The following is a 25,934-nucleotide window of genomic DNA, read 5'->3' as shown; positions in this document are numbered from 1 at the left end:
TTTGTTTTATGTTTTTTAATATGTGTTCATAAAAACGACAAACATGACCAAACCCATTGAAATAAAAACCTTAGATGACATCTTAGCAGACATGGGAAAATCTGCACCCAGCACCCAGCACACCCTCAAAAAAGACCACCAAAACCATCAAAATAACGCACCCACTGACAAGCTAGCCACACCACCAAAAAACAAACAAAACAAAACCACTCCCCAACACGACCAACCAAAACCCACAAAAACAGCCAACAAACACTCCACCATCACGCCCCTATTTGGCGACAAACACCAACAAATCCTAGATGACAAAACCTTACGGCTACTTAGCAAAGTTGAGATTCAAAAGCTAGAACTTCCTGATAAAGCCACCAGCTATATGCGTTGGTTGGCATTTTATTATTTGTCTAGACGTGAATTATCCGCTTGGCAATTAAAATCCAAACTCCTTGCCAAAGAATGCGACCCTGTGGCAGTTGATGAACTGCTTGACGAATTTGCCAAAAAAGGCTACCAATCCGATGAACGCTGTGCCAGCATGCTTGTGCGTGAAACCATACGCAAAGGGCGTGGCGTTCGCTATCTGTCTGAACAACTAAAAAAAGCCAGGCTAGAAGCTGGGGATTTTGGTGGTGTTGATGTGCTGATACAGCGTGCAGATGTACAAAGCATGGCAGATGGCACGATTTTAGAAGCTGATGGCGATGATGAGATTAATTGGTTAAAACTTGCTGTTGAAGCTCGGTGCAAAAAATACGGTGATGACATTCCCAAAACCCCCAAAGAAAAAGCCCGCCAGTTACGATTTTTGCAGTATCGGGGCTTTTGTATGGACGTGTGTTTTGATGCGTTAAAGATGAACTTGGGGGATTTCGATGAATAAAGATTAAGACGACGTTGCTTTATTTTTTAATTTTATCATCAGCCAAATAAACACCACTACCCCAATCAATGCCACCACGCCTGCCACCACAGGAGCAAAGATTGTCAATGCAGATAACCCCACCGCCGTGCCTGTTTCAGCCAAAGCAATGACAGGATTGGCAAGCCCTGCGGTGCTGGTGGTTGAGACCGCTCGTGTGGTTGCTGATGTCGCTTTAATCGCCGTTGCCGTACCACCGCCTGCCACTATCGCTAACGCCCATGTCATTGCAGGGCTGATGTCAGTCAGGCTGCCTGCCATCGCCACCGTACCTGCCACGCCTGCCAAAGGAACGGCGATGGTGTCCAAAAGATTGTCCACAAAAGGCACAAGATAAGACAAACTCTCTGCAATACTCGCCACCGCCAGCATGATAAGGGCGGTCGTACTGCCTAACCACGCCCAATTTCCACTCAACGGCAAAATCCCAAAATAACTTGCCAAAGACATGCCAAATAATGGCACAAACACCCGAAATCCTGAGCTTGCTGACAGTCCAATGCCCAAGCAAATACTCATTATCATTTCTATGGTCATGGTTTTTCTCCCAAATTTAGGTATTATACCAAAACAGACCAACAAATAGCACATCAAGCCAATGACAAGTAAACCCACTCATTTTTTGATGCGTTATTGAAAATATTCACACAGCCACTGCACAAAACTCCTTACTGTTGGGATAGAGCCACGATTTTTATAATAAATCACCGATAACTGCGATGATGGCAATTGCCAATCATCAAGCACACGCACCAAATGCTGATAACGCCTATCTTTATGCTCAACGAGCAATCCTAAGCCCAAGCCTTTGTTAATCATATCTTCCACCAACACAAAATCATTACAGCCCACATAAACGCTTGGCGACACTTTGATGTTTTGTTGGTCTTTGCTAAATTGCCAAGGCAAGGTCAAGGTTTGGGCAATGATGCGATGCTGATATAAATCGTGGGGCGTTTGTGGTGTGCCATACTGATTTAGGTAGTCTTGTGTGGCAAAAATACCGCAAGTCATTAATGTCAGCACTTTTGCAACCACATGGTCATTATCAACATTGCCCGCACGAATAGCAACATCAATGCCATCTTGAATCATGTTGATTTTTTGTTGGGTTAAGCTAATCTCCAAACTGACATCAGGATATTGACGTAAATATTCATCCAGTTTTGGCATGACGAGACAATGCGAAATGTCCACAGGTACAGAGACTTTTAGTCGTCCGGCAGGCTTATCTAGGCTATGTTGAATGCTGTTAATGGCAATGTCAGCGTGAGTCAGCATGGTTTGAGCATGTGCAAAAAACAGCTCGCCAAGCTCATTTAGGCTCACGCCCTTTTTGCCACGATTGACCAGTTGTGTGCCAAGAGCGTTTTCAAGTTCGCTCAGTCGCCGACTCAGCCGTGAAATGGGTACGCCTGTCAATTCAGCCGCTTTTGTCAGACTGCCTGACTGCACTATCGCCACAAACAAACGCACATCATCAAGACTTGGGGTATTCATTATCTTTCCAAAATTGCAAAATAATCTTGTTAAATTGTATCTTGTTGCAAAAATAAAAGCAAATATAATAGCACCACATTTTTTGATACAGACATGAGTTTTATGAATACATTTTTTGAAAAGTTAGCCCAATCACTGAGTCCTTATGTGTTATTGTTGGTGCGTGTGGCGGTTGGTTATATGTTTTTATTGCATGGCACTGCCAAGTTTTTTGAATTTCCAGTATCCATGACAGGTGGCAATGGGGCTTTGCCTTTGTTTTCGTTGATGGGCATTGGTGGCGTACTTGAAATCACTGGTGGAATTTTGATTGCCATTGGTTTATTAACCCGCCCTGTGGCATTTTTGATGGCAGGCATGATGGCAGTGGCATATTTTGCTTTTCATGCATCATCAGGGGTGATTTTTGACCCCATCACCAACCAAGGTGAAGCGGCGGCGTTGTTTTGTATGGCATTTTTGCTGTTATGGCTGACAGGGGCAGGTTCATTATCGCTTGACCATCAATTAGCCAAAAATAATCCATCAAACTTTTGATAAATAATAAAAATCCCATCGGATAAACAGATGGGATTTTTTGTTGAGAAAATTTAAGCTTTCAAGCCCTCTGGCACCTCAGGGGCAACCAAACGTCTTAGCTGTGTGCCGTCTAAATTGATGTCGCCAAAACGCTCATGACCGTCATTCCAGTCTTTGACGGCGGTGCGTAAATCATCCACATTATCCGCCACAAAGTTCCACCAAATCACCGTGGGGTGTGGCAAAGGTTCACCGCCAAGTAGCATAAGATGCGTGCCAGCATCCGCCCATAGCACGGCATTGTCATCGGCGGTACAATCGGATAACACCACAAGCTCATCTTGGGTGTAGCTTTGACCATTGACTTTGAGCGTGCCTTTTAGCACCAAAAAGCCGTATTCAAAGCCGTCTTGTTTGTCAATCACAAACTCGCCTGCCCCACCAAACTGCATGTCCACGCCAACAAGCGGACTGTACTGGGTGGTCGGTGCGGTATGCCCATGATAGCTACCTGTGGTCAGCACATAATCCACGCCATCTTTGTGCCAAGTGGGCAGCTCTGGATAATGCTCAAAGTTGGGCTTGATGTCTTGGTTGGTAGGTAGGGCAATCCATAACTGTACAGCGTGCAAGTCTTTGACACCATCAGGGGTCTGCTCGGTGTGGCTGATGCCGGTGTGGTTGCCTGTGCCTGCGGTCATCAGATTGACTTGTTTTGGGCGAATCAGCTGACGAAAGCCCAGACTGTCTTGATGCCACACTTCACCAGAGAGCATCCAAGTAAAGGTTTGTAGATTGATGTGTGGGTGTAGTCCCACTTGTAGTCCTTTGTTATCATCAAAAAACTCGGCAGGGCCTGCATGGTCTAAAAAGCACCACGCCCCCACCGTGCGGCGTTTGCCTTGGGGCAGTAGGCGAGCCACAGGAATGCCCCCAACGTCTTTGGTGATGGCATCGTATTTTTGTACGGACATAAAAACTCCTAATTTTGGCGGTTGGCTAAATAGGCATGATACCATAAGTTTGCAGATGGTTTAATATGGTCAAATCAATTAGGTTGGTGCATAGCCAAAAGCACCACGCACCGCACAACCTTGCATAACTTTACCTTTATAATAAAGCTTAGCTGTAAATTCATTGGTGTTGCCATTGCTATCAACACAAGGCTTGCTATTAATATTTATTGTTACTTCACTGTCTGATGATGTAAACCCTGTAAATTCTACGCCCTTAGCGTAAGCTGAACGCTTAACTTTGATTTTGCGATGAAATTCATTATTTTTTGTTAATTCAAGGGACATTCTATTTCTTTTGATAACCACTCGCCAGCCTTCGTTTTCTGATATATTACCTGCTGCGGTAAAATCACGCACAACGGTATCTTTTTGGTCGGTATGTTGATTTGCATTTGCCAAATTAGGCAACATAAATACACAACATATTACCAATAAGTATTTTTTTAACATTTTTTATCCTAGCTCATAGGCTAATGGTTGATTAATTAATAGATTGCTTGCCCATACTACCATTTGTGGCTATGGGCAAGCAACCATTTGTATGTAATTTATTTTGACAACCAATAATTTGTTCCAAAAATGATTTAACTTCTTGTAATTGCTTAATTTGTTCATTGATATGCGATAAATGTTTTTGGGTTAATTCATCAACATCATCACATTGATGATTGGGAGTTGTTTGGAATGCCAATAAGACCTGAATATCTTTTAAAGAGAAACCGATATTGCGACAAGTTTTAATAAAGCGTAATTGTTCTAGCTGATTTTCATCAAAAACTCGGTAGCCATTAGCTTGAAAAGTTGGCTTGATTAAACCTTATTTTTCATAATAACGAATGGTTTCCAAATGCACGCCTGTTTGTTCACTGGCTTGTTTAATTTGAAAAATTTTTGACATTGTACTTGACCCTGTAATGACTACGGAGTTTATATTATAGCAAATTTCAATCATCTTTCGGAGTTTGTTATGGCGTGCCAAAGTTGTTGCAGTTCAAATCAGCCCATTCACCAATCACCCAAGTACAAAAAAGCCTTGTGGATTGTCTTGGTATTAAATTTATCAATGTTCTTTGTGGAAATTGTAATGGGGGTTAAATCGGGTTCAACTTCGCTGTTGTCGGACAGCTTGGATTTCTTGGGCGATAGTGCCAATTATTTAATAAGTTTGATTGTTTTACCAATGGCATTAAGTTACCGTGCCAAAGCATCTATGGTTAAGGGGCTAACGATGGGCGTTTTTGGCTTATTTATTTTAATTACAACCATTTATCGTGTTTATTTTAATTACAACCATTTATCGTGCGTTTTATGGGGAAATTCCCAGTTATAGCGAAATGAGCATTGTGGGATTTTTGGCGTTGTTGGTGAATGTGTCGGCATTGTTGATATTATTAAAATTCCGTGATGGCGACAGTAATGTCCGAAGTGTATGGGTATGTTCTCGCAATGATGCGATTGGTAATGTGGCAGTGATTTTGGCTGGTATAGCAGTTTATTTTTTTCAATCAAAATATCCTGATTTAATTGTAGCTTTTGTTTTGGCATTTTTAGCATTACAAGCCAGTCAAGAAATCATCAAAAGGGCTTGGGTGGAATTAAAAGTCAGTTAATTTATAAACACCGTTTGAATTTGATTTTCAAGCGGTGTTTTTTATTTGGGAATTTTGCAAAAATAAGTTTCAGGCTGCCTGAAAACCTACACCCCTTTATTTTCCAGCGATTTTCGGTTTATCCACCACACCAGCGACAACATCACAGGCACTTCAACCAACACGCCCACCACCGTTGCCAATGCCGCCCCTGAATTTAAACCAAATAAAGCAATCGCCACCGCCAATTCAAAAAAATTGCTTGTGCCGATTAAGCAAGCAGGGGCGGAAATGGCGTGGGGCAATTTAAGCCATTTTGCCCAAATCGCACTCAAGGCAAAAATGCCGTAAGTCTGCACCAATAAAGGAATGGCAATCAGCAGGATAATCATCGGCTTATCCACAATGGTTTGTGCCTGAAACGCAAACAACAGCACCACCGCCAATAACAATCCCAAGATAGACAAAGGCTTAAAACGCTGGCTGAATTGGCGAATTTTGTGTTCATCTTGCAAAGATTTGCGAGTGGCAACTCCCACAAGCAAAGGCAACACCAAATACAGCAACACGCTAAAAAACAGCGTATCCCACGGGATTGTGATGTCGTTCATACCCAAAAGTAGCCCTGCAATCGGGGCAAAGGCAAAAATCATAATCACATCATTTAAAGACACTTGCACCAGCGTGTAATTGGGGTCGCCTTTGACCAGTTGCGACCACACAAACACCATTGCCGTACACGGTGCCACACCCAGCAAAATCATGCCGGCAATGTATTCTTGTGCCGACTGTGCGTCCACCCAACCTGCAAAAAACACCCGAAAAAACAACCAGCCCACAAGTGCCATCGTAAAAGGCTGTTATCAAGCTATGGCATTCATCTGCTTTGATGGTGGTTAAAAATCGCTCAAGCCTTTTAAGATGGGGCAGTCGGGATTGTCATCGCCCCCGCAGGCATCGCTCCACGCTTGCAAGGTGTGTTGCATTGATTTTAATTCTTTGATTTTATTGGATAAAAAATCAATATGACTGGCGATGAGCGTTTTGACCTGAGCACTTGTGCGGTGTGGATTGTCTTGCAGTGCCAAAAGCTCGCCAATCTGTGCAAGCGAAAAACCGACGCTGCGGGCTTTGGCGATGAATTTTAGCCGAGCGATGTCATTGGAGTTATAAATCCGATAACCTGCTTCACTGCGTGATGGGTTAATTAATAAGCCTGCTTTTTCATAATCACGGATTTGTTTGACGGAAAGTTGTGTAGATTTAGACGCTTGTCCGATGTTCATTGTTGCTCCTTATTGAGTGGTGTGTAAAAAAATGTTATCAAGTAAAAATAACTCTTGACCCTAACGTAAGGTTAGGGTTTATGATACGCACATCAAAACAAAAAAGCAATGCTTTTAATCGCTTAAAAGCACTTTGTTTTGATAATCAACCTTTAATTTGGAGAATTGTTATGAACGACATCATCAAAAACCCAAACGCCCACTGCGGTTGCCAATCTTGCACAGGGCAAAATTGCAATCCAAAATGCAACTGCCAAAATGGCGAGCCGTGCATTTGTCAAAACTGCACTTGTGGCGATTGTGATTGCAAGTAATTGATTAGCTAAAAACATTGGGCGGACTTATGTTTGCCCAATGTTTGCCAAATCCCATTTTGATAAGGAAAACTGTAATGAAAATGTTTAAAAACCGTGCCGTACAATTATCTGCCCTTGCCCTTATTTTGGCGACTTTAACCGCTTGTGCCGACGGCAAAAACGAAGTGCCGACGCACTCGATGGTGGGCGACAATAACCACACCCAAACCACCCACGACAGCCCAAATAACCAAAACGGGCACGCAGAGATGAACCACGCCCATATGAACCACTCTGCTATGGCGATGGACACTCAAAATGCTCCGCCCCATACCCAAGCCTATCTTGCAATGATGAACAAGATGGGCGATGAGATGAGCAAAGCGGGCAATCTTGCCGATGCTGATACCGCTTTTGCCAAAGGTATGATTCCGCACCATATCGGAGCAGTTGAGATGGCAAAAGTACAGCTTGAATTTGGCAAAGACGAAACAATGAGAAAACTTGCCCAAGCGATTATTGATGGGCAACAAGCCGAAATTGACTTGATGAATGGCTGGCTGAATGGCAAAGACACGACCACCCAAAACGCCAACGCCCCACACGCCAAAGCCTATGCCTTGGACAATTCACACAGCGAAATGATGACGGCAATTTATGAGACCGACCCTGATGTCGCCTTTGCCAAAGCAATGATTCCGCATCATCAAGGGGCGGTCGAGATGGCAAAAGTGCAATTACAGTTCGGCAAAGACGAAAAAATGAAAAAGCTTGCTCAAGACATCATCAAAGCCCAAGAACCTGAAATCAAGCTGATGCAAGACTGGCTAAAACAGTAGAGGCAATAAGGCAAAAACACCGCTTTTGATAAAGCGGTGTTTTTTACTTTAAAAAACTTTCAGGCTGCCTGAAAGTTAATTTCCATATTTGAAAACCAAATTTCCAAAAAACGCCATTCCATTGCCAATTATAAAATTTATAATACCCCCATTCCATTTATTTTAAAGAGAAAATTTTATGAACCGCATTACCCAAATCCTAAACATCAAATATCCCATTGTCCAAGCCCCAATGTCGTGGCTGACCGATGCACATTTGGTGGCGAGCGTTGCTAATGCTGGCGGATTGGGATTTTTAGCCCCACACGCTGGACAAACCACCAATCCAACATCTAATCAAGATGTATTAGACCGTATGCGTGCCGAAATTCGCAAAGTCAAAGCCTTGACGGATAAGCCTTTTGGCGTGCCATTTATGTTGTCTTATGACTTTTCGCTGATTCCGCTGATGGTGGATTTGCTGATTGAAGAGCAAGTGCCTGTGGTACTGGATAATGGTTGGCTGGATGAAGCGATTTACGCCAAGCTCAAACAGCAGGCATTAAAATCATTTGTCGCCTGCCGAATCCGAATTTGCCAGACGCTTTAAAAGCGCAAAAATTGGGTGCGGATATTTTGGTGCTGACAGGGTTTGATGAAGGCGGAACCTTGCCGATGAAAGAAATTGGCAGTTTTAATGTATTGGCGGAATTTGTGGGTAAAGTGGATTTGCCGATGATGCTCGCTGGCGGCATTGCCGATAAAAAAGCGGTTCAGACAGCGTTTATCCATCGTTGCCGTAAAACCACCGACTTTAGGCGGTGGATACAAGGCGACTTTAAACCAAAATATGATATAATAACCCCATGAAAACACTCAAGTTACGCATACGAGATAAGCACATAGACCAACTAAACCGCCTAAGCGGTTCGGTCAATTTTGTGTGGAACTATGTTAATGATTTAAGTTACAAATACCTACAAAAGACGGGTAAATTCTTGAGTGCTTACGACCTAAACGAATATACCAAAGGTAGCGGTGAATTACTGGGCTTGCACTCTCAAACCATTCAAGCTATCAATGAAACCCACGCCAAAAACCGAAAACAATTTAAAAAGGCTAAATTATCATGGCGAACCAATAATCCAAAGTCTAAACACAAATCATTAGGTTGGTTGCCGTTTAAACAATCTGCCATTAAACACATTGCCACTTACCAAACAGGCAAAAAGGGCTTAAAATCCAAATTACAACTTAGTTTATCCAAAGGTCAAAAGCTGGTCATTGACCTATGGGATAGCTACAACCTATCACTATATCAAATCAACACTTGCGACATTGTCCAAGATAGTCGTAATCGTTGGTATGCGTGTATTACCGTCAAAGACTATCCGAAACAATCGTGTGGAACTGGTAGTGTTGGCATAGACTTAGGTTTAAAAGACAGTGCAACTACTTCAAATGGCGAAAAACTACAAATCAAACAAACCCTAAAATATGCCAAAGAGTTAGCCATTGCTCAGCGTGCCAAAAATAAGCAACGGGTAAAGGCAATCCATGCCAAAATCAAAAACACACGTCAAGACTTAACTCACAAATTCACCACCCAATTAGTCAAGGATAATGCCCTAATCGTGGTAGGTGATGTTAAAACCACTCAATTTAACAGCAAAAAAAGCAAACTAGCCAAATCGGTTTACGATGCAGGTTGGTTTGAACTCAAACGACAACTGACCTACAAATGTAAGAATGCAGGTTGCCGTTTTGAAATCGTGAATGAGAAATACACTACCCAAACTTGCTCGTGCTGTGGCGATATGTCCAGTAGTCCGAAAGGTAGAGCAGGTTTGCGAATAAGAGAATGGACTTGTGCAAAGTGTGGCACATGGCATGATAGAGATGTTAATGCCAGCAAGAACATTCTTGCGGTCGGGCTTGACCGTCTTGTAGAAGGAATCCCCTCACTTTAGGGAGGGGAGGAGGTCAATGACTTAGTTGTCAGCGAGCCGTCAAATAATGACGCACCACAGGCTTAGTATCAGGCTGTAAGTAGCCCAAAATCTCTTCTTGGAGCATGGCATCGGCACACGAGACACGCTGGTGTTGGCGTAAATGCTCTTGCCACGATTCCACAAAAAAGTACTCCAAAAACACGCCTGCTTCTTCGGTGCATTGGGTAATGCCCCATTGATACGCTCCGTCTTTGTAACGTTCTACCGAAAGCTCGTAAATCGCTTTTAAAAACTCGCTTTGGCGTTCTGGATTTGGCTGGTAGCGAATTTGTATCAACACAGGTCCTTGGTCAGGCTCAATGTCAATTTGCGTTTGTGGCAATGCCCAATGATTGGCAGGCGTGGTGTTGAGCGTATCTTTGGGCAGTTTGAGTTTGTACGCAAGCACACTACTTGCCACCAAAGCACCACTTGCCGTCATCAATGTCCCCACCAAGCCCACTTGCGTGGCAATGGCTCCCCACGCCACACTACCCAAGGTCATCGCCCCATTAAACACCATCAAATACAGTGCCAAAGCACGCCCACGCACCCAGTTTGGCAAAATGCTTTGGGTTAAGCTGTTTAGGGTGGTTAAAGCACCAATCCACGCCATGCCCAAAAATAACAACAGCACCAAGGCGACCGCTTTGGCAGGCGACAAGGACAAGACAAGCATGACCGCCCCTGTGATAAGTGCCGAGCCTAGCAAAATCTGGTCAGCGGTAAGTTTGGCACGCAGTTTGGGCAATGCCACCGCCCCCACAATCGCCCCAATACCCACCAAGCCAAGCATGATGCCATAAAAACTGGCGTCGCCTTGTAATAAATTTTTGGCAACCAAAGGTAGCAGTGCCCACACCGCACTTGCCATCACAAAAAATATCAGTACTCGCCACAAAATGACGTGTAGCTCACGGCTGGCTTTGGCATAGCGTAGCCCTGCTTTAAAGGCTCCAACAAAGTTTTCCGACAAAGCGTCTTTGGTTTGGGCGGGGCGTTTCCACCAAATGAGTGCTCCAATCACCACCAAATAGCTCAGCACGTCCGCCCCATAGGCAGCCGCCACACCAAAACTTGCCAAAATAAGTCCGCCCAAGGCAGGACCAATGGCACGAGCGATATTGATACCCAGCGAGTTTAGGGCGACGGCATTTTTAAGTTGGGCTTTGTCAATCAGCTCAGGGACAATGGCTTGCCATGTCGGTCCCATGAGTGCCACGCCAATACCGCTTAAAAAAGTCAAGCCAATCAAAGACGCCACCGACTGCATACCCAAGGCGGACAGTAGCATAAGACCTATGCTACTTGCTGCCATCAGTATCTGAATGCCAATCAAAAATTTGCGTTTGTCCAAGATGTCAGACAGCACCCCAGCAGGGATTGCCAGCAAAAAGATGGGCAAGGTTGCCGCCGCTTGCACCATCGCCACCGCCATCGGTGAGGGCGACAAATCGGTCATAATCCACGCACTGCCGACATCACGGATAAAACTGCCGACATTGCCCAAGATGGTAGCCAGCCACAGCACCAAAAAGATTTTGACTTTTAGGGGGGCAAAACTGCTTGAATTGTCAGTCATCACACGCCCCCATCACGCCATCCAACAAGCACAGCCCAACGCCCCAAAGAAACTTTTTAAATCGCTACTTGGGATAGACGAGCCCCAAGCTTTGGCGTGGTTGTGTCCGTGTAGTCCGCAGCTTGTGCCACAGCCGCAGCTTGCCATCATGGCTTGACTTTGGGCAGGGGTAAAGGCATTTTGGCTCAAATCGCTGTCCGCCCATGCCCCATAACCCCCAAAACGGCGAGTTGGCGACCACTCTGGCATGGCAGGTGGCAAGGGATTGTCATCAAGCGATGAAAATTCGCCATCACCAAACACCACTTTACCGCCCACCACCGTCAAATGCGAGGTCAAATGGGGCAACTCATCATCACTGACGGCAAAATAATCTTTGCTTGGAATGATAAAATCGGCTAATTGACCTGCTTCTATGCGACCACGTTTGCCTTCTTCATTAGAAAACCACGCCACATTTTCCGTCCACATACGCAAAGCAGTTTCTCGGTCTAGCAAGTTTTCATTGGGATAAAGTGCCAAACCGCCCACCGTTTTACCTGTGGTCAGCCAAGATAAGGACACCCAAGGGTTATAAGAAGCCACCCGTGTGGCGTCCGTGCCTGCCGAAACCTTCACGCCACTTTCTAAGATACGCTTGACAGGTGGTGTGGCTTGGGCGGCGGCTGCCCCATAACGCTCCACAAAATACTCACCTTGATATGCCATACGGTGCTGAACCGCCACGCCACCGCCTAGTTTGGCAATGCGGTCAATGGATTTGTCCGAGATGGTCTCAGCGTGGTCAAAAAACCAGTTGATGCCGTCAAGTGGAATGTCTTGATTGACCTTTTCAAACACGTCCAAAGCACGAGAAATGGTCTCATCATAAGTGGCGTGCAGTCGCCAAGGCCATTTGTTTTGTGCCAAAATACGCACCACTTCTTCCAAATCACCTTCCATCTCTGGGGGCATGTCAGGGCGTGGCTGGCGAAAATCTTCAAAGTCAGCGGCAGAAAATACCAACATCTCGCCTGCCCCATTGTGGCGAAAATAATCAGTGCCTTGTTTGTACTTGACCGAGGACGTCCAGCGTAAAAAGTCTTCTTTTTCTTCTTTGGGTTTTTGGGTGAATAAATTGTAGGCAATACGCACAGTCAGCTGATTGTCATCAGACAATTTTTGAATGACTTCATAATCATCTGGATAATTTTGAAAACCGCCACCTGCGTCAATCACCCCTGTTACGCCCAAGCGGTTCAGCTCACGCATAAAATGACGGGTGGAATTGACTTGATAGTCAAAGGGTAATTTTGGACCTTTGGCAAGGGTGGAATACAAAATCATGGCATTGGGTTTGGCAAGCAACAGCCCCGTTGGATTGCCTTTACTATCACGCAAAATCTCGCCGCCCACAGGGTCTGGCGTGTCTTTGGTGTAGCCCACTGCTCGGAGTGCCGCCCCATTTAACAAAGCTCTGTCGTACAAATGCAAAATAAACACCGGCGTATCGGGGGCGATGGCGTTAATCTCAGCGATGGTCGGCAGGCGTTTTTCTGCAAACTGATGTTCGGTAAAACCACCAACCACACGCACCCACTGCGGGGCGGGGGTGATGTCCACTTGGGCTTTAAGCATTGCCATGGCATCAGCAAGGCTACGCACGCCGTCCCAACGCAGTTCAAGATTGTAATTGAGACCGCCACGAATGATGTGGGTGTGGTTGTCAAACAGTCCCGGTAGTACCCGTCTGCCTTTTAGGTTGATACAGCGAGTTTGGCTGCCTGACATGGCTAAAATGGTGTTGTCATCACCCACCGCCACAAATTTGCCTTGACTGATGGCAACGGCTTGGGCGGTCGGATTGGCTTTGTCTAAGGTGGTGATGTTGCCATTATAAAAAATGGTATCAATCACAGGTTGGTTTGTGCTCATGTGCTTTCCTTATCGTGGAGGTTGGCTGGGTTTGGGCTAACTTGGCTACTGATTTGACTGTTGGGCGATGCCCATTGTTTGACCATGGGAATGGCTTGTTCGCCAATAAGCATACCCAAAAGCCCAAGCAAGGCAACAACAGGCGGTGCAGGCGAGCGGACGTTTAATAAATAATACACCACGCCCACCAAAATACCTGCCCCAAACGAAAAAACATACATTTTCATCGGTTTTCCTTGGGAAAAGATTTAAATTCTTTACCTAACTTTTTATAAAAACATAAAGCGTTTAAACAACAAAGGCGTATTAAAAAACACGCCTTTGGGATAAACCATCGTTTGCGATTATTTGGCAGGGTTAGGACCAATACGCTCACCGTGTGTTACACGCTCTGGGGCTTTGTGTACCATGGTATAAGCATAATCTACACCCATGCCATACGCACCTGAATGCTCTTTGACGATGTCAAGTACGGCATCATAAGTGTCTTTTTTCGCCCAATCACGTTGCCATTCTAGTAGCACTTGTTGCCATGTTACAGGGATAATGCCTGCTTGAATCATGCGTTGCATGGCGTATTCGTGAGCTTCTACCGATGTGCCACCTGATGCGTCCGCCACCATGTAGATGTCATAATCACCTTCGGCCGCCGCTGCTAGGGCAAAGCCTAAGTTACATACTTCTGTCCAAAGACCTGCGACAATCACTTTTTTGCGACCGTTGGCAGCTAGGGCATCACGCACGTTTTGATCATCCCAAGAGTTCATAGAAGTACGCTCTAAGATTTTGTTTTCTGGGAAAACCGCCAGTAGCTCAGGATAGGTATGACCTGAAAAGCCTTCGGTTTCAACAGTGGTGATGATGGTCGGAATGTTGAACACTTTGGCAGATTTTGCCAAGGCAACCACGTTATTTTTTAGAGTTTGACGGTCAATAGATTGTACACCAAACGCCATTTGTGGCTGATGGTCAATAAAAATCAGCTGGCTGTTTTCTGGGGTTAATAGGTCTAAAAATTTATTTGACATAACTGTCTCCTGTTTGAATTTGGACAATAAGTGTCCGTGAGTGAATTTTTTGATAATAATTAACGCTGATTGGTATTGGCAGCGATGTCCATTGGTACATCCATCAGCAAAATTTGAGCGTCGCTGGTGGCGGTTACCTCAAAGCCATCGGTTGCCCACACGCCCAAACCATCACGCTCATTGAGCTGTGTGTCGCCGATTTTGGCTTCGCCTTTGATGACAAATACATACACGCCATTGCCTTGCTTTTTCACGTCATAATGGCGAGAGACGTCTTTGTCAAAATTGGCGAGCGAAAACCAAGCGTCTTGATGAATCCATACGCCATCATCATCGGCATTGGGTGATAGGATTTGCTGAAAATCATTAGGGCGAGCTTGGTCAGCGATGGTGATTTGCTGATAACGTGGCTGTACGCCATTTTTGCGAGTGAGTACCCAAATTTGCAAAAACTTGACAGGCTTATCCGCATTGGCATTCATTTCGCTGTGGGTTACGCCAGTACCTGCTGACATCACTTGCACATCGCCGTTTTTGATGATACTGCCGTTGCCCATACTGTCTTTGTGTGCCAAATCACCTGATAGCGGAATAGAGATAATCTCCATATCACGGTGTGGGTGCGTACCAAAGCCCATGCCACCTTCAACAAAGTCATCATTGATGACACGAAGTACGCCAAAGCCCATACGCTGTGGGTCGTAGTAGTTGGCAAAACTAAAGGTATGACGGCTTTTTAACCAACCGTGATTGGCATTGCCACGAGAGTCGGCAGCGTGATAAACGGTTTGCATAAGATGCTCCAAAAGGGTGTTATTTAATTGCTGTAAATTATAACGCAATCTGTTTATCTGATAAACCGCCATTTTTGCAATCTATCTTTTCAAAAATAGAACGATAAAATCTTTATAAGAACAATTGTAATGATTTTTGCAGAGTTATGGGAATTTATTTGCGTGGTGATTTATGTTTGTTATCTTAAATGTGCCACAAACCGCCCTGATATTCTGCATGTTTGTCAATGTATTTTTGTACAAAAATCCACAACAGGAGCCAAACATAAGAAACAAATCTGGTGATACGATGTGCTAAAATAGAAACCCTTTTAATTTGATAATAAACACTTTATGAAAACCAAACTGTCCTTTGCACTCATCTTTGCCATCACATCGCTGACCGCTTGTGCCGCAAAACCCTTAACCACAAACACATCAGCCCCCAAACAAACTTTAAATCACCCAAGCAATGTTTGGCACCATGAAGGCAAAATTACAGGATATGACACCAAGCAATTTAGCTTTTATGCCGAAAAAGGACAAGTTTTAAATATCAGTCTAGCAACACATGCACCATTTGCCTATTTTAACATCTTTGCTCCAAATGGTGATGAGGCATTGTTTAATAGCTCAACCCAAGGCGAACAATTTGAAGCCATTGCACCAGCCACTGGTGAGTACAAAATTTCTGTCTATCAAATGCGTGCTTCTGCTCGTCGCAATCAAACAGTGCCATTTCGCCTAGAAATCATTGTCAATTAAAGCCACTCGTCATCTTATCGGGGCAATCTCTTGACTGATTTGTTGTTGCTATTATGGCTGACCACAGGTGTTTTGGTTGGCTATTCTTATTTTTTATATCAGACCAATGTGATGGCACATGGGTTATTTTTAATCATTTTCTTGATAATATCTGCCAGTGGCTTTTTATTGGATAATGTGTTATGCAAACTCACATGGCAAAAACTCATTGCTCAACTGCTAAAAGTTACCCTGATGTTGTTAGCAATGTTAGTGTTATCAGCACAATTTGCTCGCTTATTTTATGAACGCTTGCCATTATTTGACTAAACAGCCATCAAGTACTGGCTTGGATTATCGCACCCAAACCAAATAACCATCTGTCATCACGCCTGATAAACCAAATCTTGATATTCTGGGTGTTTGTCAATGTACTTTTGGACAAAAAGGCAAACAGGTTTGACTTTTTGTCCTATAAAAGGCCGTCTGAAAACATCAGCAATCCGTTTTCAGACAACCTTTCTGTTTGCTAGGTGCACCTGAGTTGTCCGGTTTGGGGCGGACGCGGCGAGAATGTCGGGCAGGTTGCCTTCGAGCCAATCCACCAAATCCGCCAGCTTGTCCGCCGCCTGCGCGCCGTAAGGCGTGAGCGAATATTCCACATGCGGCGGCACGGTTTGGAAGTCTTGGCGGTGCACCATGCCGTCTTGTTCCAGCTGTTGCAGGGTTTGCGCCAACATGCGTTCGCTAATGCCTTCAATGGCTTTACGCAGTTCGCTAAAACGCTTGGTGCCGTCACGCAACACAATCATGACGAGCGTGCCCCAGCGGTTGGTCAGGTGCTGCATGATGGGACGCGAGGGGCATTTTTGCGCCAATACATTGCCGCGCAATATGGGGTTGGAATTTTTTTTCATTTTTATTTTCCTAAAAAATAATGATGTATAAAAATTCTTACAAACTAACAATCGTGTAAGTACCTCCTAATCGTAAGTTAGGTGCCGATAATACGCCCCGTCAACCGATTTGGCAAACCGCTTACTTTCGCGGCAAGCCGGATTATTTTTTATCTTTCTTATTTTAAAAGGAAAATACTATGAAAAAATCGCAGTCATTGGCGCAACCGGTTATGTGGGCAGCGCGGTCGTCAACGAATTGGCTTCACGCGGCCATCAGGTCACGGCTTTTGCTCGCGACGCGGAAAAAGTTGCCGGCAAACCGAACGTACAGGCGGTTGTCGCTGATGTGAATGCGGCAGATTTTGCCGACAAATTGCAAGGCTTCGATGCCGTGGTGAGCGCGTTCAACACCAGTTGGAGCAACCCGAATCTGGCGGCAGACTACACCAAAGGCTCAAACGCCATCATCGCCGCCGCCCAGAGCGCGCAAGTGCCATATTTGCTGATTGTGGGCGGTGCGGGCAGCCTTTATGTCGCCCCGGGCGTTCAAGTGCTCGACACCCCTGATTTTCCGAAAGAATATTTTGCCGGTGCCAATGCCGCCCGCCATCTGCTCAATGCTTTGCGCGACCGCCGCGATGTGAACTGGGCGTTCGTATCACCGCCCACCCTGCTCGGCGTTACCGGCGGTTACAGCGAAGAGCGTACCGGTGCATACCGCTTGGGCGGTGAAGACCTGCTGATGGCAGGCGATGCTCCCGCCGGCATCAGCGTGGCGGATTTGGCGATTGCCATTGCCGACGATGTGGAAAACAAAGCACATCTGCACCAACGCTTTACCGTTGCCGCACAATAAACGCGTTTTTTCAGACGGTCTCCGCCGGCGGCAAGATGTACTTACGATTTGCCAATCGTATTGCGCGGTCGTAAAGCGATAGCTGGCAACAGTGCCTCGTCTTCCCTTTACAAACTTTGATATTTCCGCGCCAAAACATTATAATGGCAAATAATTTTAAATACAAACAAACGCTTATGAGTCTCAACACCTTCGTTAAATCCATTCAGAACATCATGCGCGGCGATGCGGGCATTAACGGCGATGCGCAGCGCATCGAGCAGATGACCTGGCTGCTTTTCCTCAAAATCTACGGCAACAAAGAACAAAACTGGGCGCTGATCGAAGACCGCTACCAATCCATTATTCCCGACGAGTACCAATGGGAAAACTGGGCAAGCGACCGCAAAGACGGTCATGCGCTCACGGGCGACGCGCTGTTGCGTTTCGTCGATCAGGAATTAATCCCCGCACTGAAAAGCCTGCGCGTAACCGAGAGCACCCAACGCCGCCACCTTATCGTGCGCGATGTGTTTGAAGACGCCAAAAACTTCATGAAAAACGGCACGCTGCTGCGCCAACTGATTAACGAAATCGACGCCATCGATTTTGATAGCAGCAAAGAGCGCCACGCCTTTGGCGACATTTACGAAACCATCCTGAAAAGCCTGCAAAGCGCGGGCAATGCGGGCGAGTTTTACACCCCGCGTGCCGTTACCGACTTTATGGTGCAGATGATTGATCCCCGATTGGGCGAAAGCGTGGCCGACTTTGCCTGCGGCACCGGCGGCTTTTTGGTGTCCGCCTTGAACCGCCTGGAGCCGCAAGTCAAAACCGTAGCCGACCGACAGACCCTCAACGCCAGCCTACACGGCGTGGAGAAAAAACCGCTGCCGCACCTGTTGGCGATTACCAACCTGCTTTTGCACGACATCGACAGCCCGCAAATCCGCCACGGCAACGCACTGGAACACAACGTGCGCGACTACGGCGAGCGCGACCGCCACGACATCATCTTGATGAACCCGCCCTACGGCGGCGCCGAGCTGAACATCATCAAGCAGAACTTCCCCGCCGAACTGCGCTCCAGCGAAACCGCCGACCTCTTTATCGCGCTGGCTTTGTACCGCCTCAAAGCGGGCGGACGCGCCGCCATCATCATTCCCGACGGCTTTTTGTTCGGTAACGACGGCGCCAAAACCGCACTCAAAACCCGCCTGCTCACCGATTTCGACCTGCACACCGTCGTCCGCCTGCCCAAAAGCGTGTTTGCGCCCTACACTAGCATTACCACCAATATCTTGTTTTTTAACAAACCTCGGGTGGGCGAAATGCCGTCTGAAAAACTTTGGTACTACCGCGTCGATATACCCGCCGACCGCAAAGCCTTTTCCAAAACCAAGCCCATGCAGCTTGCCCACTTTGCCGAGTGCATGGCGTGGTGGCACAACCGCAGCGAAATTCAAGACCCCGACCGCGAAAGCTACCAAGCCAAAGCTTTTGACAAAGCCGAACTGCTCGCAGGCGGCTGCAATCTGGATGTGTGCGGCTACCCCAACGACGAAGCCGAAGTGTTCAGCCCCGCCGAGACCATCGCTCGCTATCACGCCGAACGCAGCCGATTAAACCGCGAAATCGACGCCCGGCTGGCGAACATCCGCACGCTTATCGGGCTTTCAGACGGCCTTGACTTGGATGACTTGAATCAGGGGGGCGAATAATGCACACCCCGCAACTTGCCGACAACCTGCGCCGCGCCCTGTTGCAGGCCGCCATCGAGGGCAAACTCACCGAACGCCAAGCCGACGATGGCCATGCACAGGATTTGCTTAAACAGATCCAAGCCGAAAAAGCCGCGCAAATCCAGGCAGGCCGTCTGAAAAAAAGCAAAGGGCTACCTGAAATCGGCGAAGACGAAAAACCGTTTGCCATTCCGGAGAATTGGGTTTGGGTTAGGTTGGGGGAGATTGGGCAGATTATCGGCGGGGGCACGCCTAAAACAACCCATTCAGAATACTGGAATGATGGTTCAATTCCGTGGATTACGCCTGCCGATATGCGTAGCCTAACATCAAGATATATAGAGAAAGGTGCACGCAACATTACGCAAAAAGGTTTGGAGTCTTCATCAGCACGGCTTTTACCCAAAGGCAGCGTTTTATTTTCCAGTCGTGCCCCGATTGGTTATGTTGCGATTGCCAAAGCTGAAATGGCAACCAATCAGGGATTTAAATCTATTGTGCCGTTTCAGGAGGCTATGAACGAATATCTTTATTACGTTTTACTGGCTTTCAAATCTGAAATTGAGAAATTGGGAACAGGAACGACATTCAAAGAAGTATCGGGTGCGGTGGTTGGTAATGTTGCAATCCCCCTCCCACCCCTAGCCGAACAAGCCCGTATTGTTGCCAAGCTGGATGCGCTGCTGGCCGAAACCGACGCACTCAAAGCGCAGGAAACCGCACTGGCCGACGCGCAGAAAAGTTTCCCCAAAATGCTGCGCGCTTCGCTGTTGCAGGCGGCGATTGAAGGCAAACTCACCGAACAGGAAAGCGGAGACGGCCACGCCCAAGAGTTGCTCCAACAAATTCAAGCCGAAAAAGCCGCCCAAATTCAAGCAGGCCGTCTGAAAAAAAGTAAAGGGCTACCTGAAATCAGCGAAGACGAAAAACCGTTTGCCATTCCGGAAAATTGGGTTTGGGTTAGGTTGGGGGAGGTTATTTTCCTAAAATCAGGGCAGGATTTGACGCCGTCTGAATACAGTTCAACCGCCGATGGCGTTCCTTATATTACAGGGGCAAGCCATTTTAATAACGGGCAATTAAACATTAGCCGATGGACAAAATTTCCAAGAAGCGTTGCAGAAAAAGGCAGCCTGTTATTTACTTGTAAAGGTACGGTTGGAGAAATGGCTTTTTTACAAGAAGAGAAAGCACATATCGCACGGCAAGTCATGGCAATTACATCCGTTGGCAATAAAGTTGAACTCGCTTTTATAAAAATCATTTTGCAATCGTATGTAACGCAAATTAAAGCCAGTGCAAAAAGCATGATTCCGGGAGTTGGTAGGGATGACCTTTTACTTTTACCAATCCCCCTCCCGCCCCTAGCCGAACAAGCCCGTATTGTCGCCAAGCTGGACGCGCTGCTGGCACAAATCGAATCCTTGGAGAACCTGTCATGAGCCGCAACCCCCTGCTCACCGAAGAAGACACCAAGCTGCGCCACATCACGCCCGCCATTGAAGCGGCGGGCTGGGCGAAAGAACAAATATTGATGGAGTATTTCTTTACCGACGGGCGCGTTCAGGTGCACGGCAAAACCGCGCGTCGCGGCAAGCGCAAAAAAGCCGATTATCTGCTCACCGCGCCCAACCGCCGTCTGCCGCTGGCGATTGTCGAAGCCAAAAGCCGCGATAAAACGCTGGGCGACGGGATGCAGCAGGCGATCGAATACGCCGAGATTTTGGACATTCCCTTTGCCTATACCAGCAATGGCACGGGTTTTTTGGAGCACGACCGCTTAACGGGCGTTGAGCGCGAATTGGCCTTAGACGAATTTCCAAGTTACGGCGAATTGTGGGCGCGTTTTTCGGGCGAGAGCGGGCTTTCGGATACCCAGCAGACGCTGTTGCAGTCGGATTATCATTTTGATACCGACAAGCAAACCACGCCGCGCTATTACCAGCGCATCGCCATCGACCGCACCGTGGCGGCCATTAGCGGCGGGCAGCAGCGGGTGCTGTTGGTGATGGCAACCGGCACGGGCAAAACCTACACTGCGTTTCAAATCATCTGGCGGCTGATGCAAAGCGGGCAGAAAAAGCGCGTGCTCTACCTTGCCGACCGCAATATCTTGATCGACCAAACCATACAAAACGATTTCCGTCCGCTGAAAAACAAAATCACCAAAGTAGAACATAAAAAGCTCGACAGCTCGTATGAGGTGTATATGAGCCTGTATCAGCAGCTGGCGGGCGACGCGGGCGAAGAGCCGTTCCGCCAGTTCAAGCCTGAATTTTTCGATTTGATTGTGGTGGACGAATGCCATCGCGGCAGCGCAAGAGACGAATCGCAATGGCGCAGGGTGCTGGATTATTTCCAGAGCGCAACCCATTTGGGGCTGACCGCCACGCCCAAAGTGAGCACGGAAGCGGACAATATTCACTATTTCGGCGAGCCGGTGTACACCTATTCGTTAAAACAGGGCATTGAAGACGGTTTTTTGGCGCCCTATAAAGTCATCCGCGTGGGCATTGACAAGGATTTGCAAGGCTGGCGGCCGCCCGTGGGCACCACCGACACCGACGGCGATTTGGTGGAAGACCGTGTGTATGAGCGCGAAGATTTCGACCGCCATTTGATTATCGACGAACGCACCGCCGCCGTTGCCCGCCGCATTACCCGCTGGCTGGAAGAGAACGACCCGTTTGCCAAAACCATCGTCTTCTGCACCGACATCGACCACGCCGAGCGGATGCGCCATGCCCTGGTGAAAGAAAACCGCGAGCGAATGAAAGAAAACCTCAAATACATCATGCGGATTACCAGCGACAACCCCGAGGGCAAAGCGCAGCTGGATAATTTTATCGACCCCAACGAGCGTTATCCCGCCGTGGTCACGACGTCCAAGCTGATGACCACGGGCGTGGACTGCAAAACCTGCAAGCTGATTGTGCTGGACAACGAAATCAAATCGATGACCGAGTTCAAGCAAATCATCGGGCGCGGCACGCGGATTAACGATGCCTACGGCAAGCAATATTTCACCATCATGGATTTTCGCAACGTAACCAATCTGTTTGCCGACCCCGAGTTTGACGGCGAACCGGTGTCGGTGATGGACGATAGCGGCGATGATGCGATTATCCATGATGTACCCGGCGGCGGAAGGCCGTCTGAAAACGGAGCAGAGCAAGAGGACGGCAGCGAAACAGGCGGCGACGGTTTTGTTCCGCCTGAAGACGAGTCGAAAAAGAAAAAGGTGCGCGTGCGCGGCGTGGACGTTACCATTTTGAACGAGCGCGTGGAAATTCTCGATGAAAACGGCAGGCTGATCACCGAAAGCCTCACCGATTACAGCCGCCGCAATATTTTGAACCAATACGCCACGCTCGACGTATTCTTGCAGGCGTGGAACGACGCAGAGAAAAAACAGGCGGTGCTGGACGCGCTGGAAGACGCGGGCTTGTCGGTGGAGATTTTGCAGGAAACCTACGGCAAAGCAGAGGGTATCGACCCTTTTGATTTAATCCTGAATATCGCCTACAACCGCTCCGCCATGACCCGAAAAGAACGCGCCCGCCGCTTGGAAAAAGACGGCTTTTTGCAGGCATACAGCGAAGAATGCCGCGCGGTGTTGAGCGCACTCTTGGACAAATACATGAACGAAGGCATCAGCCTCGAACAAACTGCTATCTTGCAAAACGCCCCGTTCAGCGACATCGGCACACCGATGAAGATTGTTTCGCTGTTCGGCGGCAAGCGCGAATACGAGCGCGCGATACGGGAAGTGCAGCGGCATCTGTATCACATTCCGCCCGATCTGCTGTATCAACGCGGCACGGCGGGAACGCGCTTGGGCGTATAAATCAAGCAGTCAATGGGGAAAGGCCATCTGAAAAACCGCCCAACCGCTGATGAAAGGAGAACGAAATGTCTAAACCGAACTGGATTGCATACCGCGATTTATCCGAACCCCATCAAGCCATTGCCTATTTGCGCAGCATTGAATGGGGCGCAGGCAAGCATTTGGCGGCACTGTTGGAAAAAGATGCTTTTCAAGCCGAATATGGCGCAAGTGCCGGCTTGTATTTTTTTCGCCAAGACGGCGTTTTCATCGGCTTTGGCGCGCTGGTGGACAAAGATTATTTGCCGCGCCCCGCGTCAAACCGTGGATTGCCTTGGTGTATGTCGATCCCAAAGCACGCGGGCAGCGTTTGTCCGAAAAAATCGTGCGTCATCTGGAAGCGCAGGCCAGCCAGCAAGGGTTTGCGCAGGTATATCTGGTGTCGCAACACTTGGGTTTGTATGAAAAATACGGCTACACCCTGCTGGAAAAAACCGACGAAGGCATACACGAGGTGGATTATCTGTATGAAAAAACATTGGCTTAAGCCAATGTGCTTGCCGTCATATGAAAACAGTCAAGCCGTCTGAAAAACAGCTCAAACGTTTTTCAGACAGCCTTGGACATTTGCCGGCGTTGGGTTTAATCCATGTATTTCGCCAAGAAATCCAGCATGGTTTGCGGCTCTCTGCCGAACCAGTTGTAGCCGTCTTTAAAGCGGCGGGTCGTGCCTTCAATCCAGAAAATTTCTTTTTCTTTCGCTCCGAGCAAATCAAAAGTCTTTTGCTCGTCTTCGGGATTTCTCGTCCACGCATCGCCTTTGACCTGAACAATCATCGTCGGCATTTTCACGGCGGGGGCGGTCAAATGCGGGGTCATTTGAATCATCGTGGTTTTTTACCACCAATACGTCGGGTAACGCCGCCCCGATCCGCAATTGTTATACACCAGCGCCACGCCCACCAAAATCAGCGAACCAAACAAAGTCGGCATCCATAAAAAATCCCAGCCCGCGCCCGCCAACATCACAATAAACGGGTTCGATCCCGCTGGCGGATGCGGCACCCGCAGCACCAACATCAGCGCCACAGCCATACCCACCGCCATGCCGCCGCACACAAACAAGACATCCGCAGGCTGTTACACACGCGATTGGCAGAAGCGGGCGTTACAGATGCGCAAATGGCAGCGGATCACTTGTTTTTAATCGGCGAAGGCATGATTGTGGCGGCGCAAACGGGGCAGGGCGATGCGATTGCCGCAGTGGACAACGAACAACGGCTTTCGTTAATGACTTGAACGTTTTGAAAAAACGCCCGAAATAGATGCAGTTTGAGACGGAGCAGCGCAGCGAGTGCGACTGTCGGAAATCCCGTGGGACAGATTGGCGGCGTTTCCCGATTTGACGATTGATTGGCGGGCGGATATTGGTTTGGTGGATGTGGTGGACGCAAATCGATGTCGGTTTGCGTTTCGGTACGCCCTGGGCATTGCCTTATTACCGCTTTTTGATGATTTGATTTGTGATGATTGGATACAACTTTTGCCCAACTGGCAGATTAAAGATGTGCCTTTGTATGTTATTTATTATAAAAATCGTGGCACGGTGGCAACGGTGCGTAGTTTTGTGGCGTTTTTATTGGAACGAGTACAAAAAGTATGAATAGCTTAACTTAAAAAATCGGACAAATTGCCCGATTTTTTATGGTTTAATCATGTATTCCAAAACGTTAATCAGTTTTGGTTTGACACGCCCATTTGCCTACATGATGTGATGGACGCTTTTAAAGTTTTGCCAAGATGATTTTAAGCTAGGATAGTACCTTTACTAGACCACCATATTGGCAAAATCACTTAACAAGCCTGCTTTGATTTGCTCGTTAAAACGCTTTTTTAAATTGGGCTAAAATCTGACTGATTTCATCATTGGCTTCTTTTTCATCTGCTTGCACATCACCGTGTGGCGTTAAATCATTGACCACTTGGGGCAACAGCTCAGCAATGCCTTGGCAAACTTGACCTTGGTCAGCACCAACTTGACGACAAACATCGTTAATCTGCTCTTGACCAAAAAGACTGAGAATATCACCTGCGTCCAAGCCGTCATTATCTCTGTCAATATTAACCCATGATTGGGCTTTGTTGCCCAAGCCATTGTTATTAAATTTTGCTAATAGACCTGACAAACCGCCATTACTTTGAATAAGACCCAAAACAATCGGCAACAACGCCAACAATAACGCACCTTTATTAAAACCTCCTGACTGTGTTTGTTGTTTTTGGCTGCCTAGCACGCTGCCTAAAATACTGCCCAAATCGCCCGCTTTTGGTTGAGTTTGTTGGCTTTGCTGTGTTTGACTGCCAAGCACGCTACCAAGCAAACCACCCAAACCAGCATTAGACTGACCACCCATTTGACTGGCGACCACGCTACCAAGCACATTGCCCAAGCCTGAATTTTGACCACCTAGCAAACCACCTAAGCCACTTTGTTGTTGGGGCTGATTGCCTGTCATGGCATTGGTGATGACTTTGGTAACGATGTTCTGTAAAAGACTCATGAGATTTTCCTATCAATAAATGAAGTATGACCTGCATTTTATCAAAATAATCGATGACAGGTGATAATTTCTTAAAAATGTTACAAATCATAATAA

31 protein-coding genes and 2 pseudogenes are annotated in these 25,934 nt (G+C 47.1%); 16 read left to right on the top strand and 17 right to left on the bottom strand.

The annotated features are described in order from the left end of the window. Nucleotides 1–43 precede the first annotated feature (43 nt). On the top strand, nt 44–880 hold the full coding sequence (locus CEW93_RS00245) for a regulatory protein RecX (RefSeq protein ID WP_255503857.1): 837 nt from the start codon (nt 44–46) through the stop codon (nt 878–880). Between the two features lie 3 nt (nt 881–883). Here the strand turns inward: CEW93_RS00245 and CEW93_RS00240 are convergent, their stop codons facing one another. Then, complete coding sequence (locus CEW93_RS00240) at nt 884–1,456, bottom strand: DUF4126 domain-containing protein (protein WP_089541139.1); 573 nt, start codon at nt 1,454–1,456, stop codon at nt 884–886. Nucleotides 1,457–1,549: 93 nt separating this feature from the next. Then, nucleotides 1,550–2,419 (bottom strand): LysR family transcriptional regulator, encoded by an 870-nt coding sequence (locus CEW93_RS00235; protein WP_089541138.1) that lies wholly within the window; start codon nt 2,417–2,419, stop codon nt 1,550–1,552. Between the two features lie 102 nt (nt 2,420–2,521). On the opposite strand from CEW93_RS00235, the gene CEW93_RS00230 reads away from it, so the two are divergent. Further along, nucleotides 2,522–2,956, top strand: a complete 435-nt coding sequence (locus CEW93_RS00230) for a DoxX family protein (RefSeq protein ID WP_089541137.1) — start codon at nt 2,522–2,524, stop codon at nt 2,954–2,956. Between the two features lie 53 nt (nt 2,957–3,009). Here the strand turns inward: CEW93_RS00230 and CEW93_RS00225 are convergent, their stop codons facing one another. The 3 genes from CEW93_RS00225 to CEW93_RS00215 form a co-directional block, all read right to left on the bottom strand. After that, complete coding sequence (locus CEW93_RS00225; RefSeq protein WP_089541136.1) at nt 3,010–3,912, bottom strand: pirin family protein; 903 nt, start codon at nt 3,910–3,912, stop codon at nt 3,010–3,012. A gap of 78 nt (nt 3,913–3,990) precedes the next feature. Continuing rightward, nucleotides 3,991–4,404, bottom strand: coding sequence for a hypothetical protein (locus CEW93_RS00220; RefSeq protein ID WP_089541135.1), 414 nt, complete (start codon nt 4,402–4,404; stop codon nt 3,991–3,993). Between the two features lie 31 nt (nt 4,405–4,435). Beyond that, on the bottom strand, nt 4,436–4,765 hold the full coding sequence (locus CEW93_RS00215) for a MerR family DNA-binding protein (RefSeq protein ID WP_255503900.1): 330 nt from the start codon (nt 4,763–4,765) through the stop codon (nt 4,436–4,438). 156 nt (nt 4,766–4,921) lie between these two features. On the opposite strand from CEW93_RS00215, the pseudogene CEW93_RS00210 reads away from it, so the two are divergent. Further along, nucleotides 4,922–5,564: pseudogene (locus CEW93_RS00210) on the top strand (cation transporter). 86 nt (nt 5,565–5,650) lie between these two features. Here CEW93_RS00210 and CEW93_RS00205 read toward each other — a convergent pair. Both CEW93_RS00205 and cueR read right to left on the bottom strand, forming a co-directional pair. Further along, nucleotides 5,651–6,391: an arsenic resistance protein gene (locus CEW93_RS00205; protein WP_089541134.1), complete on the bottom strand. Its 741-nt coding sequence runs from the start codon at nt 6,389–6,391 to the stop codon at nt 5,651–5,653. 48 nt (nt 6,392–6,439) lie between these two features. Further along, the gene (cueR, locus tag CEW93_RS00200; protein WP_047977620.1) at nt 6,440–6,829 is read right to left on the bottom strand and encodes a Cu(I)-responsive transcriptional regulator; all 390 of its coding nucleotides are present in this window, start codon (nt 6,827–6,829) and stop codon (nt 6,440–6,442) included. A 170-nt stretch (nt 6,830–6,999) separates the two neighbouring features. On the opposite strand from cueR, the gene CEW93_RS10755 reads away from it, so the two are divergent. From CEW93_RS10755 to CEW93_RS00180, 5 genes are all read left to right on the top strand, one after another. Then, the gene (locus tag CEW93_RS10755) at nt 7,000–7,143 is read left to right on the top strand and encodes a hypothetical protein (protein WP_174521842.1); all 144 of its coding nucleotides are present in this window, start codon (nt 7,000–7,002) and stop codon (nt 7,141–7,143) included. A gap of 77 nt (nt 7,144–7,220) precedes the next feature. Then, a complete protein-coding gene (locus CEW93_RS00190) occupies nt 7,221–7,964 on the top strand; it encodes a DUF305 domain-containing protein (RefSeq protein ID WP_089541133.1) in 744 nt (247 codons plus the stop codon). Nucleotides 7,965–8,142: 178 nt separating this feature from the next. Next, complete coding sequence (locus CEW93_RS00185) at nt 8,143–8,553, top strand: nitronate monooxygenase family protein (protein ID WP_222432702.1); 411 nt, start codon at nt 8,143–8,145, stop codon at nt 8,551–8,553. Further along, nucleotides 8,538–8,813, top strand: coding sequence for a nitronate monooxygenase (locus CEW93_RS10885; protein WP_222432701.1), 276 nt, complete (start codon nt 8,538–8,540; stop codon nt 8,811–8,813). Before CEW93_RS00185 ends, CEW93_RS10885 begins: the two co-directional genes overlap by 16 nt. Then, nucleotides 8,810–9,913 carry an RNA-guided endonuclease TnpB family protein gene (locus CEW93_RS00180; protein WP_089541132.1) on the top strand — a complete coding sequence of 368 codons (1,104 nt, stop codon included), beginning with the start codon at nt 8,810–8,812 and terminating at the stop codon, nt 9,911–9,913. Before CEW93_RS10885 ends, CEW93_RS00180 begins: the two co-directional genes overlap by 4 nt. A 28-nt stretch (nt 9,914–9,941) precedes the next feature. Here CEW93_RS00180 and CEW93_RS00175 read toward each other — a convergent pair whose 3' ends face one another. The 5 genes and pseudogenes from CEW93_RS00175 to CEW93_RS00155 form a co-directional block, all read right to left on the bottom strand. Then, the gene (locus CEW93_RS00175) at nt 9,942–11,516 is read right to left on the bottom strand and encodes an MFS transporter (RefSeq protein ID WP_089541131.1); all 1,575 of its coding nucleotides are present in this window, start codon (nt 11,514–11,516) and stop codon (nt 9,942–9,944) included. Between the two features lie 12 nt (nt 11,517–11,528). Further along, entirely contained in the window at nt 11,529–13,430 is a 1,902-nt protein-coding gene (locus CEW93_RS00170) for an amidohydrolase (RefSeq protein ID WP_089541130.1), read from the bottom strand. Nucleotides 13,431–13,495: 65 nt separating this feature from the next. Continuing rightward, nucleotides 13,496–13,657 (bottom strand): annotated as a pseudogene (locus tag CEW93_RS00165) (DUF1427 family protein); the annotation flags it as partial. A gap of 117 nt (nt 13,658–13,774) precedes the next feature. After that, nucleotides 13,775–14,458: a hydrolase gene (locus CEW93_RS00160; protein WP_089541128.1), complete on the bottom strand. Its 684-nt coding sequence runs from the start codon at nt 14,456–14,458 to the stop codon at nt 13,775–13,777. Nucleotides 14,459–14,517: 59 nt separating this feature from the next. Beyond that, a complete protein-coding gene (locus tag CEW93_RS00155; protein ID WP_089541127.1) occupies nt 14,518–15,252 on the bottom strand; it encodes a pirin family protein in 735 nt (244 codons plus the stop codon). Nucleotides 15,253–15,585: 333 nt separating this feature from the next. Here CEW93_RS00155 and CEW93_RS00150 point away from each other — a divergent pair, with 333 nt between their 5' ends. Together CEW93_RS00150 and CEW93_RS00145 are read left to right on the top strand one after the other, a co-directional pair. Beyond that, nucleotides 15,586–15,996, top strand: coding sequence for a hypothetical protein (locus tag CEW93_RS00150; protein ID WP_089541126.1), 411 nt, complete (start codon nt 15,586–15,588; stop codon nt 15,994–15,996). A 30-nt stretch (nt 15,997–16,026) separates the two neighbouring features. Next, nucleotides 16,027–16,305 (top strand): hypothetical protein, encoded by a 279-nt coding sequence (locus tag CEW93_RS00145; RefSeq protein ID WP_089541125.1) that lies wholly within the window; start codon nt 16,027–16,029, stop codon nt 16,303–16,305. 56 nt (nt 16,306–16,361) lie between these two features. Here the strand turns inward: CEW93_RS00145 and CEW93_RS11050 are convergent, their stop codons facing one another. Next, the gene (locus CEW93_RS11050; protein ID WP_370511925.1) at nt 16,362–16,451 is read right to left on the bottom strand and encodes an N-acetyltransferase; all 90 of its coding nucleotides are present in this window, start codon (nt 16,449–16,451) and stop codon (nt 16,362–16,364) included. A gap of 33 nt (nt 16,452–16,484) precedes the next feature. After that, on the bottom strand, nt 16,485–16,892 hold the full coding sequence (locus CEW93_RS00135; protein ID WP_089541124.1) for a helix-turn-helix domain-containing protein: 408 nt from the start codon (nt 16,890–16,892) through the stop codon (nt 16,485–16,487). A 109-nt stretch (nt 16,893–17,001) separates the two neighbouring features. Here CEW93_RS00135 and CEW93_RS00130 point away from each other — a divergent pair, with 109 nt between their 5' ends. The 5 genes from CEW93_RS00130 to CEW93_RS00110 all read left to right on the top strand — a co-directional run bounded on the left by CEW93_RS00130 (nt 17,002) and on the right by CEW93_RS00110 (nt 23,824). Continuing rightward, complete coding sequence (locus CEW93_RS00130; RefSeq protein ID WP_255503856.1) at nt 17,002–17,730, top strand: NAD(P)-dependent oxidoreductase; 729 nt, start codon at nt 17,002–17,004, stop codon at nt 17,728–17,730. Nucleotides 17,731–17,906: 176 nt separating this feature from the next. After that, nucleotides 17,907–19,430, top strand: coding sequence for a class I SAM-dependent DNA methyltransferase (locus CEW93_RS00125; protein WP_089541123.1), 1,524 nt, complete (start codon nt 17,907–17,909; stop codon nt 19,428–19,430). Next, nucleotides 19,430–20,893, top strand: a complete 1,464-nt coding sequence (locus CEW93_RS00120) for a restriction endonuclease subunit S (RefSeq protein WP_089541122.1) — start codon at nt 19,430–19,432, stop codon at nt 20,891–20,893. The genes CEW93_RS00125 and CEW93_RS00120 overlap by 1 nt, the downstream gene beginning before the upstream one ends. Next, the gene (hsdR, locus tag CEW93_RS00115; protein WP_089541121.1) at nt 20,890–23,298 is read left to right on the top strand and encodes an EcoAI/FtnUII family type I restriction enzme subunit R; all 2,409 of its coding nucleotides are present in this window, start codon (nt 20,890–20,892) and stop codon (nt 23,296–23,298) included. Before CEW93_RS00120 ends, hsdR begins: the two co-directional genes overlap by 4 nt. A gap of 142 nt (nt 23,299–23,440) precedes the next feature. Next, a complete protein-coding gene (locus CEW93_RS00110) occupies nt 23,441–23,824 on the top strand; it encodes a GNAT family N-acetyltransferase (RefSeq protein ID WP_089541120.1) in 384 nt (127 codons plus the stop codon). Between the two features lie 95 nt (nt 23,825–23,919). On the opposite strand, the gene CEW93_RS00105 is transcribed toward CEW93_RS00110, so the two are convergent. Both CEW93_RS00105 and CEW93_RS00100 read right to left on the bottom strand, forming a co-directional pair. Beyond that, the gene (locus CEW93_RS00105) at nt 23,920–24,165 is read right to left on the bottom strand and encodes a hypothetical protein (protein ID WP_186727855.1); all 246 of its coding nucleotides are present in this window, start codon (nt 24,163–24,165) and stop codon (nt 23,920–23,922) included. Between the two features lie 9 nt (nt 24,166–24,174). Then, nucleotides 24,175–24,396 carry an HPP family protein gene (locus CEW93_RS00100; protein WP_255503899.1) on the bottom strand — a complete coding sequence of 74 codons (222 nt, stop codon included), beginning with the start codon at nt 24,394–24,396 and terminating at the stop codon, nt 24,175–24,177. A 235-nt stretch (nt 24,397–24,631) separates the two neighbouring features. Between CEW93_RS00100 and CEW93_RS00095 the strand changes: the two genes are divergently transcribed. Then, the gene (locus tag CEW93_RS00095) at nt 24,632–24,940 is read left to right on the top strand and encodes a hypothetical protein (protein WP_143822809.1); all 309 of its coding nucleotides are present in this window, start codon (nt 24,632–24,634) and stop codon (nt 24,938–24,940) included. Between the two features lie 217 nt (nt 24,941–25,157). On the opposite strand, the gene CEW93_RS00090 is transcribed toward CEW93_RS00095, so the two are convergent. Continuing rightward, nucleotides 25,158–25,838 carry a YidB family protein gene (locus CEW93_RS00090; RefSeq protein ID WP_089541118.1) on the bottom strand — a complete coding sequence of 227 codons (681 nt, stop codon included), beginning with the start codon at nt 25,836–25,838 and terminating at the stop codon, nt 25,158–25,160. Nucleotides 25,839–25,934 lie beyond the last annotated feature (96 nt).

The sequence above is a fragment of the Moraxella sp. VT-16-12 genome, assembly GCF_002224245.2.
Taxonomy (GTDB): domain Bacteria; phylum Pseudomonadota; class Gammaproteobacteria; order Pseudomonadales; family Moraxellaceae; genus Moraxella.
Note: the sequence above shows the minus strand (reverse complement) of the source record. Positions and strands in the feature narration are given on the sequence as shown.

What these genes read in the sequence shown, in the direction of transcription:
- CEW93_RS00245 (WP_255503857.1), top strand. Translation starts at nt 44, where the DNA reads ATGACCAAACCCATTGAAATAAAAACCTTAGATGACATCTTAGCAGAC.
- CEW93_RS00240 (WP_089541139.1), bottom strand. Translation starts at nt 1,456, where the DNA reads ATGACCATAGAAATGATAATGAGTATTTGCTTGGGCATTGGACTGTCA.
- CEW93_RS00235 (WP_089541138.1), bottom strand. Translation starts at nt 2,419, where the DNA reads ATGAATACCCCAAGTCTTGATGATGTGCGTTTGTTTGTGGCGATAGTG.
- CEW93_RS00230 (WP_089541137.1), top strand. Translation starts at nt 2,522, where the DNA reads ATGAATACATTTTTTGAAAAGTTAGCCCAATCACTGAGTCCTTATGTG.
- CEW93_RS00225 (WP_089541136.1), bottom strand. Translation starts at nt 3,912, where the DNA reads ATGTCCGTACAAAAATACGATGCCATCACCAAAGACGTTGGGGGCATT.
- CEW93_RS00220 (WP_089541135.1), bottom strand. Translation starts at nt 4,404, where the DNA reads ATGTTAAAAAAATACTTATTGGTAATATGTTGTGTATTTATGTTGCCT.
- CEW93_RS00205 (WP_089541134.1), bottom strand. Translation starts at nt 6,391, where the DNA reads ATGGCACTTGTGGGCTGGTTGTTTTTTCGGGTGTTTTTTGCAGGTTGG.
- cueR (WP_047977620.1), bottom strand. Translation starts at nt 6,829, where the DNA reads ATGAACATCGGACAAGCGTCTAAATCTACACAACTTTCCGTCAAACAA.
- CEW93_RS10755 (WP_174521842.1), top strand. Translation starts at nt 7,000, where the DNA reads ATGAACGACATCATCAAAAACCCAAACGCCCACTGCGGTTGCCAATCT.
- CEW93_RS00190 (WP_089541133.1), top strand. Translation starts at nt 7,221, where the DNA reads ATGAAAATGTTTAAAAACCGTGCCGTACAATTATCTGCCCTTGCCCTT.
- CEW93_RS00185 (WP_222432702.1), top strand. Translation starts at nt 8,143, where the DNA reads ATGAACCGCATTACCCAAATCCTAAACATCAAATATCCCATTGTCCAA.
- CEW93_RS00180 (WP_089541132.1), top strand. Translation starts at nt 8,810, where the DNA reads ATGAAAACACTCAAGTTACGCATACGAGATAAGCACATAGACCAACTA.
- CEW93_RS00175 (WP_089541131.1), bottom strand. Translation starts at nt 11,516, where the DNA reads ATGACTGACAATTCAAGCAGTTTTGCCCCCCTAAAAGTCAAAATCTTT.
- CEW93_RS00170 (WP_089541130.1), bottom strand. Translation starts at nt 13,430, where the DNA reads ATGAGCACAAACCAACCTGTGATTGATACCATTTTTTATAATGGCAAC.
- CEW93_RS00160 (WP_089541128.1), bottom strand. Translation starts at nt 14,458, where the DNA reads ATGTCAAATAAATTTTTAGACCTATTAACCCCAGAAAACAGCCAGCTG.
- CEW93_RS00155 (WP_089541127.1), bottom strand. Translation starts at nt 15,252, where the DNA reads ATGCAAACCGTTTATCACGCTGCCGACTCTCGTGGCAATGCCAATCAC.
- CEW93_RS00150 (WP_089541126.1), top strand. Translation starts at nt 15,586, where the DNA reads ATGAAAACCAAACTGTCCTTTGCACTCATCTTTGCCATCACATCGCTG.
- CEW93_RS00135 (WP_089541124.1), bottom strand. Translation starts at nt 16,892, where the DNA reads ATGAAAAAAAATTCCAACCCCATATTGCGCGGCAATGTATTGGCGCAA.
- CEW93_RS00125 (WP_089541123.1), top strand. Translation starts at nt 17,907, where the DNA reads ATGAGTCTCAACACCTTCGTTAAATCCATTCAGAACATCATGCGCGGC.
- CEW93_RS00120 (WP_089541122.1), top strand. Translation starts at nt 19,430, where the DNA reads ATGCACACCCCGCAACTTGCCGACAACCTGCGCCGCGCCCTGTTGCAG.
- hsdR (WP_089541121.1), top strand. Translation starts at nt 20,890, where the DNA reads ATGAGCCGCAACCCCCTGCTCACCGAAGAAGACACCAAGCTGCGCCAC.
- CEW93_RS00110 (WP_089541120.1), top strand. Translation starts at nt 23,441, where the DNA reads ATGGGGCGCAGGCAAGCATTTGGCGGCACTGTTGGAAAAAGATGCTTT.
- CEW93_RS00105 (WP_186727855.1), bottom strand. Translation starts at nt 24,165, where the DNA reads ATGATTCAAATGACCCCGCATTTGACCGCCCCCGCCGTGAAAATGCCG.
- CEW93_RS00090 (WP_089541118.1), bottom strand. Translation starts at nt 25,838, where the DNA reads ATGAGTCTTTTACAGAACATCGTTACCAAAGTCATCACCAATGCCATG.